Annotated in this window: 17 protein-coding genes; 14 read left to right on the top strand and 3 right to left on the bottom strand. The window is 65.5% G+C overall.

Annotated elements, in window-relative coordinates; all coding sequences use genetic code 11:
• Positions 1-68 precede the first annotated feature (68 nt).
• Both IC50_RS24080 and IC50_RS24085 read left to right on the top strand, forming a co-directional pair.
• Positions 69-1,556: an EAL domain-containing protein gene (locus IC50_RS24080; RefSeq protein WP_035710517.1), complete on the top strand. Its 1,488-nt coding sequence runs from the start codon at positions 69-71 to the stop codon at positions 1,554-1,556.
• A 15-nt stretch (positions 1,557-1,571) separates the two neighbouring features.
• Entirely contained in the window at positions 1,572-2,426 is an 855-nt protein-coding gene (locus tag IC50_RS24085) for a TIGR01459 family HAD-type hydrolase (protein ID WP_035710519.1), read from the top strand.
• Positions 2,427-2,602: 176 nt separating this feature from the next.
• Here IC50_RS24085 and IC50_RS24090 read toward each other — a convergent pair whose 3' ends face one another.
• Positions 2,603-2,998 carry a response regulator gene (locus IC50_RS24090; RefSeq protein ID WP_008567674.1) on the bottom strand — a complete coding sequence of 132 codons (396 nt, stop codon included), beginning with the start codon at positions 2,996-2,998 and terminating at the stop codon, positions 2,603-2,605.
• 230 nt (positions 2,999-3,228) lie between these two features.
• Between IC50_RS24090 and IC50_RS24095 the strand changes: the two genes are divergently transcribed.
• The 7 genes from IC50_RS24095 (at position 3,229) to arfB (ending at position 12,286) form a co-directional block, all read left to right on the top strand.
• Positions 3,229-4,206: a bifunctional riboflavin kinase/FAD synthetase gene (locus IC50_RS24095; protein WP_035710522.1), complete on the top strand. Its 978-nt coding sequence runs from the start codon at positions 3,229-3,231 to the stop codon at positions 4,204-4,206.
• A gap of 196 nt (positions 4,207-4,402) precedes the next feature.
• A complete protein-coding gene (gene ileS, locus IC50_RS24100; RefSeq protein WP_035710523.1) occupies positions 4,403-7,411 on the top strand; it encodes an isoleucine--tRNA ligase in 3,009 nt (1,002 codons plus the stop codon).
• A 10-nt stretch (positions 7,412-7,421) separates the two neighbouring features.
• Positions 7,422-7,916, top strand: coding sequence for a signal peptidase II (gene lspA / locus IC50_RS24105; RefSeq protein ID WP_035710525.1), 495 nt, complete (start codon positions 7,422-7,424; stop codon positions 7,914-7,916).
• Between the two features lie 97 nt (positions 7,917-8,013).
• Complete coding sequence (locus tag IC50_RS24110) at positions 8,014-8,736, top strand: hypothetical protein (RefSeq protein ID WP_035710527.1); 723 nt, start codon at positions 8,014-8,016, stop codon at positions 8,734-8,736.
• Positions 8,737-8,950: 214 nt separating this feature from the next.
• A complete protein-coding gene (locus tag IC50_RS24115; protein ID WP_440588145.1) occupies positions 8,951-10,345 on the top strand; it encodes a M16 family metallopeptidase in 1,395 nt (464 codons plus the stop codon).
• On the top strand, positions 10,264-11,751 hold the full coding sequence (locus tag IC50_RS24120; protein ID WP_085973936.1) for a M16 family metallopeptidase: 1,488 nt from the start codon (positions 10,264-10,266) through the stop codon (positions 11,749-11,751). Before IC50_RS24115 ends, IC50_RS24120 begins: the two co-directional genes overlap by 82 nt.
• Before the next feature lie 118 nt (positions 11,752-11,869).
• Positions 11,870-12,286: an alternative ribosome rescue aminoacyl-tRNA hydrolase ArfB gene (gene arfB, locus IC50_RS24125; RefSeq protein ID WP_035710529.1), complete on the top strand. Its 417-nt coding sequence runs from the start codon at positions 11,870-11,872 to the stop codon at positions 12,284-12,286.
• Between the two features lie 62 nt (positions 12,287-12,348).
• Here the strand turns inward: arfB and IC50_RS24130 are convergent, their stop codons facing one another.
• On the bottom strand, positions 12,349-12,654 hold the full coding sequence (locus IC50_RS24130; RefSeq protein WP_035710532.1) for a hypothetical protein: 306 nt from the start codon (positions 12,652-12,654) through the stop codon (positions 12,349-12,351).
• Positions 12,655-12,960: 306 nt separating this feature from the next.
• On the opposite strand from IC50_RS24130, the gene IC50_RS24135 reads away from it, so the two are divergent.
• Genes IC50_RS24135 through IC50_RS24150 form a run of 4 tightly spaced genes read left to right on the top strand, consistent with a single transcriptional unit; the run spans position 12,961 to position 15,936 of the window.
• Positions 12,961-13,347 carry a c-type cytochrome gene (locus IC50_RS24135; RefSeq protein WP_081492501.1) on the top strand — a complete coding sequence of 129 codons (387 nt, stop codon included), beginning with the start codon at positions 12,961-12,963 and terminating at the stop codon, positions 13,345-13,347.
• Positions 13,348-13,743 (top strand): VOC family protein, encoded by a 396-nt coding sequence (locus tag IC50_RS24140; RefSeq protein ID WP_035710535.1) that lies wholly within the window; start codon positions 13,348-13,350, stop codon positions 13,741-13,743.
• 44 nt (positions 13,744-13,787) lie between these two features.
• Positions 13,788-14,336: a twin-arginine translocation pathway signal gene (locus IC50_RS24145; RefSeq protein WP_035710538.1), complete on the top strand. Its 549-nt coding sequence runs from the start codon at positions 13,788-13,790 to the stop codon at positions 14,334-14,336.
• A 31-nt stretch (positions 14,337-14,367) separates the two neighbouring features.
• Positions 14,368-15,936 (top strand): GMC family oxidoreductase, encoded by a 1,569-nt coding sequence (locus IC50_RS24150; RefSeq protein WP_035710540.1) that lies wholly within the window; start codon positions 14,368-14,370, stop codon positions 15,934-15,936.
• 189 nt (positions 15,937-16,125) lie between these two features.
• Here the strand turns inward: IC50_RS24150 and IC50_RS24155 are convergent, their stop codons facing one another.
• Complete coding sequence (locus tag IC50_RS24155; protein ID WP_035710545.1) at positions 16,126-16,443, bottom strand: ribbon-helix-helix domain-containing protein; 318 nt, start codon at positions 16,441-16,443, stop codon at positions 16,126-16,128.
• A gap of 237 nt (positions 16,444-16,680) precedes the next feature.
• On the opposite strand from IC50_RS24155, the gene mutL reads away from it, so the two are divergent.
• The gene (gene mutL / locus IC50_RS24160; RefSeq protein WP_035710548.1) at positions 16,681-18,495 is read left to right on the top strand and encodes a DNA mismatch repair endonuclease MutL; all 1,815 of its coding nucleotides are present in this window, start codon (positions 16,681-16,683) and stop codon (positions 18,493-18,495) included.
• The last annotated feature ends 112 nt before the right edge of the window (positions 18,496-18,607 follow it).

The following is an 18,607-nucleotide window of genomic DNA, read 5'->3' on the forward strand; positions in this document are numbered from 1 at the left end:
GTGACGGGTTCGGACGCGACCCGTGTTCTCCCGGATGAGGCAGTCAGCTCTTGAGGCGAACGCGCGGCATGATTCGCATTTCGACGATCTTCATCGCCATCTGCATGGTTCTGGTCGCGGCCTCGCTCGGGCTCGTGCTCTATTCGGTCGCTGGCATTAGCGGGACGGAATCGGCGATCGTGGCGCTGACCGCGCTGACCTTCCTGATCCTCTACAACGCGGTGTCGATGCGGTTGCGCGACCGCAGCGACGTCGGCGGCCAGATCGCCGACCTCTCGCGCGGCACCGCCGACCTCGCCCGCCAGGTGGCCGAGTTCGGGCGCCGCCTGGCCGCCATCGAGGGCCGCATCGCCTCGTCCAATTCGACCAATTCCGACCGTATCCAGTCGGTCGTCGGCGAGATCAACGAGCTCGGCGGTCTCGTCAGGCAGCTCGCTGCGACCGTGTCGGCCCATGAGGACCTGCTGGCCGACGCCGCGCCGGCTCCCGGCCAGGTCGCCCAGCTCGAGCCGGAGACGCAGGTCGATCTGGTTGCACCGTTCGACGAACGGCCGGCCGCCCCTCCCCCGCTTCCCGCAGCACCGCCGCCTCCAGCCGCGCAGCCGCGCCCGGCACCGGCGGTTCAGACCCAGACCGCCAACCCGGCTCAAGCCGCCGCCGGGCGCAACCAGACCCAATTGCTGGCGACGCTGCGCAATGCCATCGACGAGAACCGCATCGACATCTTCCTGCAGCCGATGGTGACGCTGCCGCAACGCAAGGTGCGGTTCTACGAGGCGGTGACGCGCTTGCGCGACGAACGCGACCAGCTGATCGCCGCCGAGGAGTTCATCAGCATCGCGGAAGCCTCCGGGCTGATCGGGCGCATCGACAACACGGTGATGCTGCGCTGCGTACAGGTGCTGCGGCGCCTGATGGTGCGCAACAAGGACGTCGGCGTGTTCTGCAACGTCGCGGCCTCCACGCTCGGCAATTCCACCACCTTCGCGCAATGTCTCGACTTCCTCGAAGCCAACCGGGCGCTGGCGCCCTCGCTGGTGCTGGAGTTCAAGCAGTCGACGTTCCGCAATCTCGGCCCGGCCGAGACCGAGAATCTCGCGGCGCTCGCCCAGCGCGGCTTCCGCTTCTCGATCGACCATGTCACGGATCTGCGCATCGAGCCGCGCGAGCTCGCCGACCGCGGCGTGCGCTTCATCAAGGTGCCGGCCGCGCTGCTGCTCGATCCCAGGCAGGCCTCGACGACGGACATCCATCCCTCCGATCTCTCCGATCTGCTCGGCCGGTTCGGCATCGACCTGATCGCTGAACGGATCGAAGGCGAGCGCGCGGTCGTAGACCTGCTCGACTATGACGTGCGGTTCGGCCAGGGGTTCCTGTTCGCGCCGCCACGGCCATTGCGGCCGGAAGGGCCATCTGCTACCGCCGGGGCCCCGCCGAACCAGGCGAAAGACATTCAGGGACCTCATGGCTCCGGCACACAAAGCTCAGGCGCGACGTCTTCGGCGCCTCCGCCACAGCGCATCACCGGCAACGCGGCGCTCGCGCGCCGCATCTGATCGGCCACGCAGATCATGACCACGCTGCATTTTGCCGAAGGCCTGCGCCAGCTCGTGGGCGGCGTGGACGTCGTGCTCAGCGACATCTGGGGCGTGGTCCATAACGGCCTGGAATCCTTCCCCGAAGCCTGCGAGGCGCTGCACACCTATCGCAGCCGCGGCGGTACGGTCATCCTGATCACCAACGCGCCGCGCCCAGCCGACTCCGTACAGCGGCAATTGCGCAAGCTCGGTGTCCCCGATGAGACCTATGACGCGATCGTATCTTCAGGCGACCTGACCAGGCTCTATGTCGCCGAGCATCCCGGCCGCAAGATGTTCTGGCTCGGGCCCGAGCGCGACAACTCGATCTACCGCGGCCTCGATGCAGTGACCGCGCCGCTGGAGGAAGCCGACTACATCGTCTGCACGGGCCTCTATGACGACGAGACCGAGACGGCCGAAGACTATCGCGGCATGATGCTGAAGGCGCGCGAGCGCAAGCTGACGCTGGTCTGCGCCAACCCCGACATCGTGGTCGAACGCGGCGACCGGCTGATCTATTGTGCCGGCGCGATCGCGGAGCTCTATCGCGAGCTCGGCGGCGAGGTGATCTTCTACGGCAAGCCGCACCGGCCGATCTACGAGCGCGCCATGGCGCTTGCCGGCGAACGGCAGGGCCACCAGATCGACCGGAAAAAGGTGCTGGCGATCGGGGATTCGGTCCGCACCGACTTAACCGGCGCGCGCGAATTCGGCATCGACTGCCTGTTCGTGACCCGCGGCATCCATGCCGAGGAGTTCGAGGGCCTCGACCAGCTCGACCCGACATCGGTGATGGAATTGTTCGGCCACCCGCCGAAGGCGCTGATGCGCGAATTGAAGTGGTGACGGCGGGGCGTGAAGCGATGTCGGCTTAGGCGAATCTCCAAGCTCCAGACACCGTCATGGCCGGGCCTGACCCGGCCATCCACGTCTTTCTTCTGCTGTCCAAGAACGTGGATGCCCGGGACAAGCCCGGGCATGACGATCTCTACAGATAGCTATTCTTGCGGTCAGGCGGCCCTTTACGCGCTCGCCATGTCCGGGAAGACCGCCTCGATCTTGGTCTTCAGCGTCGCCGCGTTGAACGGCTTGACGATGTAGTTGTTCACGCCGGCCTTCTTGGCCGCGATCACGTTCTCGGTCTTGGATTCCGCCGTGATCATGATGAAAGGCGTGGTGGCGAGGTTCGGATCCGCGCGGACTTCGCGCAGGAGGTCGTAGCCCGTCATCGGCTCCATGTTCCAGTCGGAGATCACGAGCCCGTACTTCTTGCCGCGCATCTTGTTCAGCGCTGCCGAACCGTCGCTGGCATCATCGATGTTCTCGAAGCCAAGCTGCTTGAGCAGATTCCGGATGATACGGATCATGGTGCTGTAGTCATCCACCACCAGAACCGGCATCGACAAATCAACCGCCATCTCGACTCCCCCAACGCAAACCCAGGAATATTAGGATCGGACCTGTCAGGCCGGAGCCCGGCAGTTCCACGCCTCAAGGACTAGCATCAAGGCGTTAAACAGCGCGTTAACTGCGGACATCGCCAAAAGACTGAAATCGTGTTCAATGTCCGCGCTCCCCCCGCTTGACTTCGTCAGGCCGGTCGAGCCACGGTCCGGGCCGGTCCTGCCTGGTTCGAGAATTTCCCCTGATGGCTCCGCCTTTTACCGTTATCCGCGACACGACGCCGGATTCCGCGATTCCAAGGGGCGCCGTGGTCGCCATGGGCAATTTCGATGGCGTTCATCTCGGCCATCGCGCCGTGATCGCGGCTGCCCTGGAGATGGGCAGGGCGCATGGCCGCCCTGCGCTGGCATTGACCTTCGAGCCGCACCCACGGCGGTTTTTCAGCCCTAACACCCCGCAATTCCGCCTGACGGACGAACGGGCCAAGCTGCGGCTCTTGGCCGGCACCGGGCTCGCCGGCGCCGTGGTCATGACCTTCGACAAGGCACGTGCCGGAACCAGCGCGCAGGACTTCATTCACCATGAGCTGATCGGGCGCCTCGGCGTCAGCGGCATCGCGGTCGGCTACGACTTCCATTTCGGCAAGGGACGGGTCGGCTCGCCGAGCCTTCTCGTCAACGAGGCGCCACGGCTCGGCATCGAGGTCGACGTTCAACCGCATGTCGATATCGACGAGCGGCCGGTTTCCTCCAGCGCGATCCGGATCGCCCTCGCCGAGGGCCAGCTCGACGACGCGACAACCATGCTGGGCGCGCCCTGGTTCGTCACCGGCGAGGTCACCCACGGCGAAAAGCGAGGCCGCGATCTCGGCTATCCCACCGCCAACATCCGCCTGGACGCCAATTGCGGCCTGAAGCACGGCATCTATGCGGTGCGGGTCGCCCGCGGCGCCGAGCGGCTGGACGGGGTGGCCAGCTTCGGCCGCCGCCCGACCTTTGATAATGGCGCCCCGCTGCTCGAGATCTTCCTGTTCGACTTCAAGGACGACCTCTACGGGCAGGTGCTGGACTGCGCCTTCATCGGCTTCATCCGCGAGGAGCTGAAATTCGACAGCCTGGAGGCCCTGATCCGCCAGATGGACGACGATTCCGCCCGCGCCCGCGCCATCCTGGCCGCCGCCCCGGATGCGTTTCCGCGGCTCGGCGTCATTGATCGAGCCTGAACCCGGCCTCCCCGAACCTTTGCGCTTCCCCTGGCCCCCTGCTATGGAGAGCCCATGTTTGCGCGGCGCATCATAGGGATTAGCGGCCCGGCTTCCGCCTGAGCCTTTGGCTCGGCGCAAGACCGGGATTTTGTCGTTTCACCCCGCGATTCCGCATCGCCATCCGTTCCCGCGCCCTTCCGAGCCAGTCAACCTCATGTCCGAAAAGCCGCAAAAGTCCCAAAAGCCTGAAGTCAAAGACTATTCGAAAACCCTGTTCCTGCCGCAGACGGAATTCCCGATGCGCGCCGGCCTGCCGCAGCGCGAGCCGGAGATCCTCAAGCGCTGGTACGAGATCGGCCTCTACGAGAAGCTGCGCCAAGCTGCGAAGGGCCGCGCCAAGTTCGTGCTGCATGACGGCCCGCCCTATGCCAACGGCAACATCCATATCGGCACGGCGCTGAACAAGATCCTGAAGGATCTCGTCACCAAGAGCCAGCAGATGCTCGGCTTCGATTCCAACTACGTGCCCGGCTGGGACTGCCACGGCCTGCCGATCGAGTGGAAGGTCGAGGAAGAGCACTATCGCAAGAAGGGCAAGCAGAAGCCCGACTTCCGTGACAGTGCCGCAATGATCGATTTCCGCAAGGAGTGCCGCGCCTATGCCACGCACTGGCTGGGCGTGCAGCGCGAAGAGTTCAAGCGCCTGGGGGTGATCGGGGACTGGGACCATCCCTACGCCACCATGAGCTATCCGGCTGAAGCCCAGATCGCGCGCGAGCTGATGAAGTTCGCCGCCAACGGCACGCTCTATCGCGGCTCCAAGCCGGTGATGTGGAGCGTGGTCGAGAAGACCGCGCTGGCAGAGGCCGAGGTGGAGTACGAGGACTACACCTCCGATACGGTGTGGGTGAAATTCCCGGTCACCTCGCCCGCGCACGGTGCGCTCGCCTCCGCAAGCGTCGTGATCTGGACCACCACGCCCTGGACGCTGCCTGGCAACCGCGCCATCTCTTTCTCGCCGAAGATCGCTTATGGTCTCTACAAGGTGACGGATGCCCCCGCCGACAATTGGGCCAGGACCGGCGACCTCCTGATCCTCGCCGACGCCCTCGCCGGAGAGGTGTTCAAGCAGGCGCGCGTGACGGCTTATGAGAAGGTCCGCGAGGTCCCCGGCGACACCATGGACGCGATCGAATGCGCCCATCCGCTCAAGGGCCTTGCCGGCGGCTACGACTTCATCGTGCCGCTGCTACCCGGCGACCACGTTACCGACGACACCGGCACCGGCTTCGTGCACACGGCGCCCGGCCATGGCCGCGAGGACTTCGATGTCTGGACGGCGCAGGCGCGCGATCTCGATGCGCGCGGCATCACCACCGCGATCCCCTACACCGTCGATGAGAACGGCGCCTATACCGATCATGCGCCGGGCTTTGCCGGCAAGCGCGTCATCACCGACAAGGGCGAGAAGGGCGATGCCAACGAGGCCGTGATCAAGGCGCTCGTCGACAGAGGCATGCTGCTCGCCCGCGGCCGGCTGAAGCATCAATATCCGCACTCCTGGCGCTCCAAGAAGCCGGTGATTTTCCGCAATACGCCGCAATGGTTCATCGCGATGGACAAGGACATCGCGATGGACGGCAAGACGAAGAGCGGCGACACGCTTCGCGCCCGCGCGCTGCACGCGATCTCGGTGACGCAATGGGTGCCGCCATCGGGCGAAAACCGCATCAACGGCATGATCGAGGCGCGCCCGGACTGGGTGATCTCGCGTCAGCGCGCGTGGGGCGTGCCGATCGCCGTGTTCGTGCGCGAGAAGGGGGACGGCTCCGCCGAGATCCTCCAGGACGAGGCCGTCAATACGCGCATTGGTGAAGCCTTCGAGAAGGAAGGCGCCGATGCCTGGTACGCCAAGGACGCGCGCGAGCGCTTCCTCGGGTCGCGCGCGAACGAAGACTGGCAGAAGGTCGACGATATTCTCGACGTCTGGTTCGATTCCGGCTCGACCCACGCCTTCGTGCTCGAAGACCCCGTGCATTTCCCGGGGCTGTCAGGCATCAGGCGCAAGGTCGACGGCGGCACCGACACGGTGATGTATCTGGAAGGCTCGGACCAGCACCGCGGCTGGTTCCACTCCTCGCTGCTGGAAAGCTGCGGCACGCGCGGTCGGGCGCCTTACGACGTCGTGCTGACCCACGGCTTCACCCAGGCCGAGGACGGCCGCAAGATGTCGAAATCGCTCGGCAACACCATCGAGCCGCAGGCCGTCATCAAGGAGTCCGGCGCCGACATCCTGAGACTCTGGGTCGCGTCCTCCGACTACACCGACGACCAGCGTATCGGGCCCGAGATCCTGAAGAACACGGTCGAGACCTATCGCAAGCTGCGCAACACGGTGCGCTGGATGCTGGGCACGCTGCATCACTACAACCCGGCCGACGCAGTCGCGCCCTCCGAGATGCCCGAGCTCGAGCGCTTGATGCTGCACGAGCTCTCAGCTCGCGCCGCCGCGATCGGCAAGGCCTATCGGGAGTTCGACTACAAGACCGTGGTCGCGATCCTGTCCGCCTTCCTGAACAGCGAGCTCTCGGCGTTCTACTTCGATATCCGCAAGGATACGCTCTATTGCGATCCGCCCTCTTCGCTGACGCGCAAGGCGGCGCTGACGACCATCGACCTGTTGTGCGCCTCGATCCTGAAATGGCTGGCGCCGATCCTCAGCTTCACCGCGGAGGAAGGCTGGCGCATGTACCGGCCCGACGCCGAGCTGTCCGTGCATCTGACGCTGTTCCCGACCGATCTGGAGAACCTGCGCGACGACAAGCTCGCCGCAAAATGGGAGACGATCCGCAACGTCCGCCGCGTCGTCACCGGGGCGCTCGAGCTGGAACGCGCCGCCAAGAACATCGGCTCCTCGCTCGAGGCCTCGCCGGTGATCTATGTCGCCGACCGCGACATGCTGATGGCGCTGTTCGACACCGATCTCGCCGAGATCTGCATCACCTCGAACTACGAGGTGCGTGAGGGCGAGGCGCCGGCTTCGGCGTTCCGTCTCGATGCCGTGCCCGGCGTTGCGGTCGTGGTGGAGAAGGCGGCCGGCACCAAATGCGCCCGCTCCTGGAAGATTTCGCCGACGGTCGGCGAAGACCCCGAATACCCCGACGTCACCCCGCGCGACGCGAAGGCGCTGCGCGAATGGAAGGCGCTGGGGGTCAGCGTCTGATCGGTCGCCCATGACCCCGCTCCGCGCCGGCATCCTCGCGGCAATGGTCACGCTCGTGGCCGACCAGGCCTCGAAGCTCTGGCTGCTGAACGTGTTCGACCTCGCCCGTCGCGGCGCGGTGAGGGTGACGCCGTTCTTCGACCTGGTGCTGGCCTTGAACCCCGGCATCAGCTTCGGCTGGCTCCAGAACGACAGCCAGGCGGCGCAGCTCGCGCTGATGGCGGTCAAGGTCGTCGCCGTGGTTGCGCTGGCGATCTGGATGGCCCGCTCGCACACCCGGCTTGGCACGATCGCGCTCGGCCTGATCATCGGCGGCGCCGTCGGCAACGGCATCGACCGTCTGGCCTATGGCGCGGTGGTGGATTTCGCCCTGTTCCACATCGAGGTCGCCGGAAAAGCCTATAATTGGTATGTATTTAACCTCGCGGACGTGGCCATCGTTGCTGGGGTGGCAGTGCTATTGTATGATTCCTTCCTGGGGGTACCCGCCGCAAAAGCGCCCTGATCCCGGCCGATACGGACCGGAAGGTGGAACCCGGCTTTTGCGAGGGTTGGCACCGCGTGCGAGCGGCAATCTGCCACAATATGGAACAGGTAAAGTGATGCGCAGCTCGAAGACCAGCGGTTCGATGGCTCGAGACCCCCGCTGGGGGTTCAGGTGGGCATTGAAATTGTCTGCCGTCGCGCTCGGTATCGGCCTCGTCATGGCAACTGGCGCGGCCCGCGCCGGTGACGACGACGAGGAGGACGACATGACCTTCGAAGAGAGGCTCATCGACAATCTGATGTCCGGCATCGGTGCCAAGAGCATGGAGAAAAAGGGCATCGAGTACCGCGAGCGTTCGCCGCTGGTCGTGCCGCCCAAGCTCGATCTGCCGCCGCCTGCGACCGAGGCCAAGGCTGCACCGAACTGGCCCAAGGACCCCGACGAGAAGCGCCGCAAGGAAGCTATCGCCGCGCGCAAGAAAGCCACCAAGGCAACGGAGAACTGGCAGGCCGCCCAGCCGCTGACGCCAGCCGAGATGAGGGCCGGCCAGATCGCCGCAGCGCCCCGCACCAGCAATGATCCGATTCAACCGGGCACCAACGGCAACCCCTCGCTGAGCCCCGCCGAGCTCGGTTTCACCGGTGGCCTCTGGAATATGATGAAGGGCGGCAACAGCTCCGAGTCCAAGCCGTTCACGTCGGAGCCGCCGCGCCAGTCGCTGGTCGAGCCGCCGCCGGGCTACCAGACGCCGTCGCCGAACTATGCCTATGGCGCCGGGCCGGACAAGTCGCGGCGGATGTATTACGACATCATGTCGGGCAAGGAGAAGGAACAATAGCGTTCCTGTCCTGTCGCGACATTCTGACAGACTCGAATCGAGGGTCGGCGGCTCACGTCCGCCCGACGCCCTTCGAAATTGCCTACAAAATTGCCTATCAGTAACTTGCCTACGCGTTGAGTTCTCTGCTTCGTGACGCGAAGCCTCAGCCGCACGGTGTAGCATGCCGTGCCTTCCGAGCCGGAGATCCGGGCTCGACCTTTCACCAGGGATCATGATGTCCTCTTACCGATCGGCTGCCTGCCTCCTTGCCGCGCTGCTTTCGACGAGTGTCCTCTCGGACGGCGCCGCCCTCGCCCAGACCACGGTGACATCGGCCCCACCCGCAAGCTTCACGCTCCACAACGGCATGCAGGTCGTGGTGATCCCCGATCACCGCACCCCCGTGGTCACCGAGATGATCTGGTACAAGGTCGGCTCGGCCGACGAGACGCCGGGCAAGTCCGGCCTCGCCCATTTCCTCGAGCACCTGATGTTCAAGGGCACCTCGAAGCATCCGGCCGGAGAGTTCTCCCAGACCGTGCTTCGCGTCGGCGGCAACGAGAACGCCTCCACCTCGGTCGACTACACCAACTATTACCAGCGCGTGCCGAAAGAGAAGCTGCCGACCATGATGGAGTTCGAGGCCGACCGCATGACGGGCCTCGTCCTCAAGGACGAGAACGTGCTGCCCGAGCGGGATGTCGTGCTCGAAGAGTACAACATGCGCGTCGCCAACAATCCGGACGCGCGGCTGAATGAGCAGATCATGGCCGCGCTCTATCTCAACCATCCCTATGGGCGTCCGGTGATCGGCTGGCACCAGGAGATCGAAAAGCTCGATCGCGAGGATGCGCTCGCCTTCTATCGCCGCTTTTATGCGCCGAACAATGCGATCCTGGTGATCGCCGGCGACGTCGACGCCGCCGAAATCCGCCCGCTGGTCGAGCGCAATTTCGGCTCCATCCCTGCGCAGCCCGCGATCCCGGCGCGGCGCGTCCGTCCGCAGGAGCCGGAGCCGGCGGCACCGCGCACCGTCACGCTGGCCGACCCGCGCGTCGAGCAGCCGAGCATGCGGCGCTATTATCTGGTGCCCTCCGCAACCACGGCCGCTGCCGGCGAGAGCGCGGCCCTCGACGTGCTGGCGCAACTGATGGGCAGCGGCAGCAACTCCTATCTCTACCGCGCGCTGGTCGTCGACAAGCCGCTCGCGGTCTCCGCGAGCGCCAGCTATTCGAGCATCTCGCTCGACCCGACCCAGTTCGCGATCTCGGCCGCGCCGAAGCCCGGCGTCAGCTTCGCGGAAGTGGAGCAGGCGGTCGACGGTGTCATTGCCGGCGTTGCGCAGAACCCGATCCGGGCCGAGGATCTGGAGCGCGTGAAGACCCAGCTCATTGCGGAAGCCATCTACGCCCAGGACAACCAGGCGGTGCTGGCGCGCTGGTATGGCGGCGCACTGACCACCGGCCTGTCGATCGAGGACATCAGGAGCTGGCCCGACCGCATCCGCGCCGTCACCGCCGAGCAGGTCCGCGCCGCTGCGCAGAAATGGCTCGAGAAGAAGCGCTCGGTGACGGGCTATCTGATCAAGAACACCGCCACCGCCAAGCGCGAGGAGAAGCGTTCGTGACCTATCCCCTTCTTCGCGCAAGACACTTCCCCCGCAAAAGACACTTCCCACGCACAAGACACTTCGCGCTGTCCTTCGTCACCGGCGCGGCGCTCGCGCTGGCGGCTGTCTCGCCGTCGCAGGCCGCCGCGAAAATCCAGCACCTGATCTCGCCGGGAGGCATCGAGGCCTGGTTCGTGCAGGACGCAACCGTGCCGCTGATCGCGATGGAATATTCTTTCGCCGGCGGCTCGGCGCAGGATCCCAAGGACAAGCCGGGCGTCGCCAACCTGGTCGGCGACCTCCTCGACGAAGGCTCCGGCGATCTCGATTCCAAGACGTTTCATGAACGGCTCGACCGCCGCGCCATCGAGCTCTCCTTCAATGCCACGCGCGACACGTTTCGCGGCAGCCTGCGCATGCTGCGCGACAACAAGGACGAAGCCTTCGATCTGCTCAGGAGTGCGCTGACCTCGCCGCATTTCGATCCCGTCGACGTCGAGCGCATCCGCTCGCAAGTCATCTCGGGCCTGCGCCGCGAGACCACCAATCCGACCTCGCTGGCGAGCCGCAAGTTCCTGGAAGTCGCCTTCGGCGGGCATCCTTACGGCCGGCAGACCAACGGCAACCTCGACAGCGTGCCGACCATCACAGTCGCCGATATGAGGGATTATGTCGGCCGCGTCCTCGCCAAGGATGGGCTGAAGATCGCGGTCGTCGGCGATGTCGATCCGGCAACCCTGGGCAAGCTGCTCGACCACACGTTCGGTAGCCTGCCCGCCAAGGCCAATCTGACGCCAGTGCCCGACATCGAGGCGACAAAGCCGCCGCAACGCACCTTCGTGACGCTCGACGTGCCGCAGACCGTGATCACCTTCGGCGGCCCCGGCGTGAAACGCAGCGATCCGAGTTTCATGGCGGCCTATGTCGTCAACCACATCCTCGGCGGCGCCGGCTTGGCCTCCCGGCTCTATCGCGAGGTGCGCGAGAAGCGTGGGCTGGCCTATTCGGTGTTCGAATCGCTGCTCTGGATGGAGCATTCGGCGCTCTTCGTCGGCAATACCGGCACCCGCGCCGACCGCGCCGGCGACACCATCGATGCGATCGAGAGGGAGGTGCGCCGCATCGCCGAGGAAGGCCCGACGCAGAAGGAGCTCGACGAGGCCAAGGCCTACCTCAAGGGCTCGCAGATGCTGGCGCTCGACACCTCCTCCAAGCTGGCGCAGGCGCTGCTGCAGTATCAGCAGGACAAGCTGCCGATCGACTACATCGAGAAGCGCAACGCCATCGTCGACGCCGTGACGCTGGACGACGCCAAGGCGGCCGCCAGGCGCCTCTGGGGCCAGGGGCTGTTGACCGTCGTCGTGGGCCGCGCGCCGCAGGCCGCCGCGCAACCGGCGGCTGCGACGCCAACAAAGTCGAACTGATCTCTTCTCCATACGCTTCCCGAATGGCCGGGCTCTCCCCGGCCATTTGCGTTTGCATGAGCACCATTGCCGAACCTGGACGTCCGCGATATGTCCGGACACCACGGATGGTGCCCACATGCTGCGGATATCCCGCGATCTCGTTATCGACGAGGACGACATCGAAATCGGTTTTGTCCGCGCCTCCGGCCCGGGCGGGCAGAACGTCAACAAGGTCGCGACCTCGGCACAACTGCGCTTCGACACCCGCAAGCTGACCTTGCCGGAGGACGCGGCCCTGCGCCTTGCGCGCCTCGCCGGCCAGCGCATGACCAAGGACGGCGTCATCGTGATCCAGGCGCAGCGCTTCCGCACCCAGGAGCGCAACCGCCAGGACGCCATCGACCGTCTCACGGAGATGCTGCGCGAGGCGATGATCAGGCCGACGCCTCGCCGAGCGACGCGGCCGACCTACGCCTCCAAGCAGCGCCGGCTCGAGGGCAAGAAGCGCCGCAGTGACGTCAAGGCCGGACGCGGCCGCAGCTTCGACGACTAACTGGCGCGGCAAGAAACTCCGGCCGCAAGGCGACCGGAGTTGTGCCGGTTTACCCGCCTGGACTAGTAACGCTTGGACGGGGCTGCGCCGCCCGTCGTGGAATCGTTGGCCGTTCCCTTGTGCCCAGCGCTACCCGTGGTGCCGACCGTGCCCCTGGTGCCCTTTGTCGACTTCATGCCGGTCTTTTCGCCCGCGGCGCCCGGCTGGGCATTCATCTCGTCATCGCCGCTACCCATCGTGCTGCCTTGCATGGGTTTGCTTTGCACCGTGCCGCCTGTCTTGGCGGGTGGCGCGCCTTGCGCGAGAACGGGCGTCGCAACGAGAGCCGACAGGGCGCATGCGAACATCGAGGTCTTCACCAACTTCATCCATTTCTCCTGGATCTTTCGCAATGAACGGCTCGGCAGCTCCCGCGCCACCCTCTGCACCGGACCATTGCATCGCGTAGAGAGTCCAAGTGGCGCGACCATCATGCAATGCGCATGGTGTGGTGATCGTTTAGGGATTTGACGGCGGTTTCGCGGAATTGTGCTCCGCATATAAGGCGGTGCAGAACATCACACGGCCGCAGACATCTCCGCACGCCGCGAAACAGCCCGCTACTACCACCGCATCTGCGACGCCGACTAGAGTTTGCACACGCTGGATTGACGTGGATGGGCGAGCTCTTGGTGATGCGCACGATCGTGCTGGGATTGTGCACCGCGATGGTGCTGATGGTGCGAGGCGCCGACGCGCAGATGCTATTGCCGGCGGCGAGGCCCCTGGATGGCGCGACGCTGTTCAAGCAGCAATGCGCGGTGTGCCACACGTTAGGTCCGTCGGAACCGATGCGGCAAGGCCCGCCACTGGTGAAGATCGTCGGCCGCCCCGCCGGCAAGGTCGACGACTTCAAATATTCAGAGGCGCTGTCGAAGGCGGACTTCGCCTGGGACGAGACCAGGTTAGATGCCTGGCTGGCCAATCCGCAAGCCGTCATTCCCGGCGTGACCATGGTTTACCGGCAGGCCAAACCGGAGACCCGCGCCGCCATCATCACTTATCTGAAGGAACAGAACTGAATGGCAAAGCCCGTCCATTCCATGATCCGCGTGCTCGACGAGGCGCGCGCGCTCGACTTCTACAGGCGCGCCTTCGGCCTGGAGGTCACCGACCATCTGAAGTTCGCGGACTTTGCCCTGATCTATCTGCGTCACCCCTCCTCACCTTTCGAAGTCGAGCTGACGGTGAATTTCGATCGCAAGGAGCCGTACACGCTCGGCGACGGCTACGGCCATCTCGCCGTGGTGGTCGAGGATCTCGACGCCGAACACGCCCGCTTCGAGCGCGAGAAGCTCGCACCGGGGCCCTTACGTGACTTCAAGCACGACGGCAAAACGCTGGCGCGCTTCTTCTTCGTCAGCGACCCCGACGGCTACAAGATCGAGGTGATCCAGCGAGGCGGACGTTTCGGCTGATCAATCGCCAAAATCCAAACCATAAAAATCCACGGAGGAATGCCATGAGAGAAATCGATCGTCGAAGCAAGCACAGCCGCCGTGTCTTTCTCAAGGGCGCGGCGACCGCCGTGCCCGTCGTCGCTGTCGCGACCAGCGTCTCCGTCCGCCTCGATGACGCCTGGGCCGAGGATGCCAGCGCGCTCTCGCCGGCGACGATGAAGACGCTGCTGAAGATCGCGCGCGACATCTATCCGCACGACGTGCTCGGCGACAGCTACTACGTCACTGCGATCAAGCCGTGGGACGGCAAGGCGGCGAAGGATCCCGCCGTCAAATCACTGATCAGCGACGGCGTCACGCGCCTCGATCAGAACGCGCGCGACCGCCACAAGGTTGGTTACGCCGAAGTGCCATGGGAAGCCGACCGCGTCGTGCTCCTGAAGGAGATCGAGGGAAGCGACTTCTTCCAGAAGGTGCGCGGCGATCTCGTCGTCTCGCTCTACAACCAGAAAGAGATCTGGCCGCGGTTCGGCTACGAGGGCTCCTCGGCCGAGCACGGCGGCTACATCAACCGTGGCTTCGCCGACATCGACTGGCTGCCGAAGGCCTAGATCGCCACCGTAACGGTTCAGGAGAACGCATATGGCCAAATTCGATCTGAACGACTCCAGCGTTGTGGTGATCGTCGGCTCCGGTGCCGGTGGCGGCACGCTGGGCAACGAGCTCGCGCAGAAGGGCGTCAAGGTGGTCATTCTCGAAGCGGGTCCGCGCATCGAGAACCACGACTTCATCAACGACGAATGGGAGAGTTTTTCCCAGCTTGCCTGGACCGATGCGCGCACCACGTCGGGCACATGGCGCGTCGCCAAGGATTTCTCCGGTCTTCCCGCCTGGATCGTCAAGGCGGTCGGCGGCTCGACCGTGCATTGGGCCGGCGCCTCGCTGCGTTTCGACGACCACGAGTTCAGGGTGAAGAGCACTTACGGCAACATTCCCGGCGCGAATCTCCTGGACTGGCCGGTCACGCTCGCGGAGATGGAGCCGTGGTACGCCAAGGCCGAGAACAAGATGGGCGTGACCCGCACCAACGGCATTCCCGGGCTTCCCGGTAACAATAACTTCAAGGTGCTGGAGGCCGGCGCGAAGAAGCTCGGCTACAAGACCGTGCACACCGGCAACATGGCGATCAACAGCCAGCCCCGCGACGGGCGCGGTTCCTGCCAGCAGATCGGGTTCTGCTTCCAGGGCTGCAAATCCGGCGCGAAATGGTCGACGCTCTACACCGAGATCCCCAAGGGCGAGGCGACCGGCAATCTCGAGGTGCGGCCGAGCAGCATGGCGATCAAGATCGAGCACGACGCCAGCGGCAAGGTCACCGGTGTCGTCTACGCCGACGCGACCGGCGCGATGCAGCGCCAGAAGGCGCGCATCGTGGCCGTGGCCGGCAATTCGATCGAAAGCCCGCGGCTGCTGCTCAACAGCGCCTCGACCATGTTCCCCGACGGCCTGGCCAATTCATCGGGACAGGTCGGCCGCAACTACATGCGGCACATGACCGGCAGCGTCTACGCGGTGTTCGAGAAATCGGTGCACATGTATCGCGGCACCACCATGGCCGGCATCATCCGCGACGAGGCGGCCAACAATCCGAAACGCGGCTTCGTCGGCGGCTATGAGATGGAGACGCTGTCGATCGGACTTCCGTTCATGGCGGCGTTCCTCAACCCCGGCGCCTGGGGACGCTCGTTCACGTCAGCACTCGACGGCTATCCGCGGATGGCCGGCATGTGGCTGGTCGGCGAGGACATGCCGCAGGAAACCAACCGTATCACGCTTGATCCGGTCGTGAAGGACAAGTTCGGCCAGCCGGTCGCGAGCGTGCATTTCGACGATCATCCCAATGACATCGCGATGCGCGCCCATGCTTACAAGCAGGGCGCGGCCGTCTACGACGCCGTCGGCGCCACCGTGACCTATCCGACGCCGCCCTATCCGAGCACGCACAATCTCGGAACCAACAGGATGAGCGAGAAGCCGCGCGACGGCGTGGTCAACAAGTTCGGGCAGAGCCACGACGTCAAGAACCTGTTCGTCTCCGACGGCAGCCAGTTCACCAGCGGCGCGGCCTGCAATCCGACGCTGACCATCGTCGCGCTCGCAATCCGGCAGGCGGACTACATTGCAGGTGCGATGCAGAAGAAGGAGATTTGAGGCCGGGCGCCCTCCCCGTCATTGGAATCCCTCCGCAGCGACAGCCCGGATTGCTTCGTCGCAGGGGCTCCTCGCAATGACGGCGGAGCCGGCGTCCTAGCCCGGATGGAGCGGGAGCATAATCCGAGGCCGTCGGCGCGCGCGGCGCGATCCCGGATTGCGCTGCGCTCCATCCGGGCTACGAACTCGTCATTCCGCCGCGTCGAGGATCGGCGCCACCGCGCCCTCGAACTCGGGCACCGGCATCATGCTCCTGGACCGGTAGATCAGGCAGGAGCAACGCAGCAGCGAGGCGAAATTGTTGACCTCGCCATGATGGTCGAGCACTTCGTTGTAGAGCGTGGTCAGGAACTTGCCGAGGCTCATGCTCTCCTTGGCCGCGATCTCCTCCAGCGTGTCCCAGAACGCCATTTCCAGCCGGATCGAGGTGCAGTGCCCACCGATCCGCAAAGACCGGGTCTGGGATTCGTAGTCGCGTTGGGGCTGATGCGCGAAGAGATGGCACATGGCGTCCTCCCGTCCTGTTGCCGCTTTTTCACGATGCTACACCGCAGCCCGGCCCCCCACAATCAGAACGGTCACCGGAAGCCGCGTCATCCGGGTTGTGCGGTTTTCTCGAACGCCCAATGTCTTCAATGTGATAGACACCGCTCTTCCCCAGCCCGCCACGTCCCTGTTGCCCAACGCATGCTTTTGACGCAACACGGCCTAGAATAGCGCCGTCAGCGAATCCAGATCGAGCCCATGCCCGTCCGTCAATTGCCAGAACAGGTCGTCAACCGCATCGCCGCCGGCGAGGTGGTCGAACGTCCGGCGAGCGTGGTCAAGGAGCTGGTCGAGAACGCCATCGATGCCGGCGCAAGCCGGATCGACGTCTTCACCGACGGCGGCGGGCGGCGCCGGATCGGCATCACCGACGACGGCAGCGGCATGACCGCAAAAGACCTCGCGCTCGCCGTGGAGCGCCACGCTACCTCCAAGCTCGACGACGAGGACCTGCTCCAGATTCGCACTCTCGGGTTCCGCGGCGAGGCACTGCCCTCGATCGGCTCGGTGGCGCGTCTGTCGATCACGACACGGCACGCCAGCGAGCCGCATGCCTGGGCGCTTAACGTCGAGGGCGGCGAGAAGTCCGAGATCATGCCCGCGGCGCTGGCGCATGGCACGCGCGTCGAGGTTGGCGACCTCTTCTATGCGACGCCGGCGCGGCTGAAATTTTTGAAGACCGACCGCACCGAGGCGGAAGCGATCCGCGAGGTGGTGCGGCGCCTCGCCATGGCGCGGCCTGATATCGCCTTCACGCTTGCGGGCGAGGAGCGCGCGCCGGTGACCTGGGCCGCCGCCCTGCCGGGCTCCGCCGGGCGCCTGACCCGGCTCGGCGATATTCTTGGCGCCGAATTCCGCGGCCACGCCATCGAGGTCCATGCCGAGCGCGACGGCGTCGTCGTCGCCGGCTACGCCGCGACCCCTGCCCTGACCAAGGCCAATGCGCTCGGACAATATCTCTTCGTCAACGGCCGCCCGGTGCGCGACAAGCTGATCCTCGGGGCCGTGCGCGCGGCCTATGCCGACTATCTGCCGCGCGACCGCCATCCCGTGCTGGCGCTGTTCGTCACGCTCGACCCGCGCGAGGTCGATGCCAACGTGCACCCAGCCAAGACCGAGGTGCGCTTCCGCAATGCCGGCCTCGTGCGCGCGCTGATCGTGCACGGACTGAAGGAAGCCCTCGCGCGCGAGGGCCGCCGCACGGCCGCCAACAGCGGCGAGAGCGCGCTGTCCTCGTTCCGCCCCGCGTTCACGCCGCCGCGTCCGGCAGGCTGGGATTGGCGCGCTTCGCCATCTGCTCCCGCGGCGCCGATGCCATCATTCGAAGGCGCCGCCGCGCCGGCTTTCGCGGAGCGCGCGCAGGCCGCGTTCGATGTCGGTGCGCCCAGCGCGGACATACGGATCGAGACCCAGCCCGTCGGCGACCTGGTCGACCGCCCGCTCGGCGCGGCGCGCACGCAGATCCACGAGACCTACATCGTCTCGCAGACCCGCGACGGCCTCATCATCGTCGACCAGCACGCCGCGCATGAGCGCATCGTCTATGAGCGGCTCAAGGCCTCGCTCGCCGCAAACGGCGTGCAGCGGCAGATCCTGTTGATCCCCGAGATCATCGAGATGGATGAGGCCACGGTCGAGCGCCTGCTGGAGCGCAGCGAGGAGCTCGCTTCATTCGGCCTTGCCATCGAATCCTTCGGCCCCGGCGCGGTCGCGGTGCGCGAGACGCCGTCGCTGCTCGGCAAGTCCAATGCCGGCGGCCTCGTGCGCGATCTTTCCGAGCACATGGCCGAATGGGACGAGGCGCTGCCGCTGGAGCGCCGCCTGATGCATGTCGCCGCCACCATGGCCTGCCACGGCTCGGTGCGCGCCGGCCGCAGGCTGCGGCCGGAGGAGATGAACGCCCTGCTCCGCGAGATGGAGGAGACGCCGAACTCCGGCCAGTGCAATCACGGCCGGCCGACCTATGTCGAGCTGAAGCTGTCGGATGTGGAGAAGCTGTTCGGGCGGAGGTAGGTGCCCTAGGGTGGGTTAGCCCTGCAGATGCGCGACGCGCATCTGCTCGGCGTAACCCACCTCTTCTTCTTCCGCGGAGACAGAAGTGGTGGGTTACGCCTTCGGCTAATCT

The organism is Bradyrhizobium genomosp. I (2014) (genome assembly GCF_000261685.1).
GTDB lineage: Bacteria > Pseudomonadota > Alphaproteobacteria > Rhizobiales > Xanthobacteraceae > Bradyrhizobium.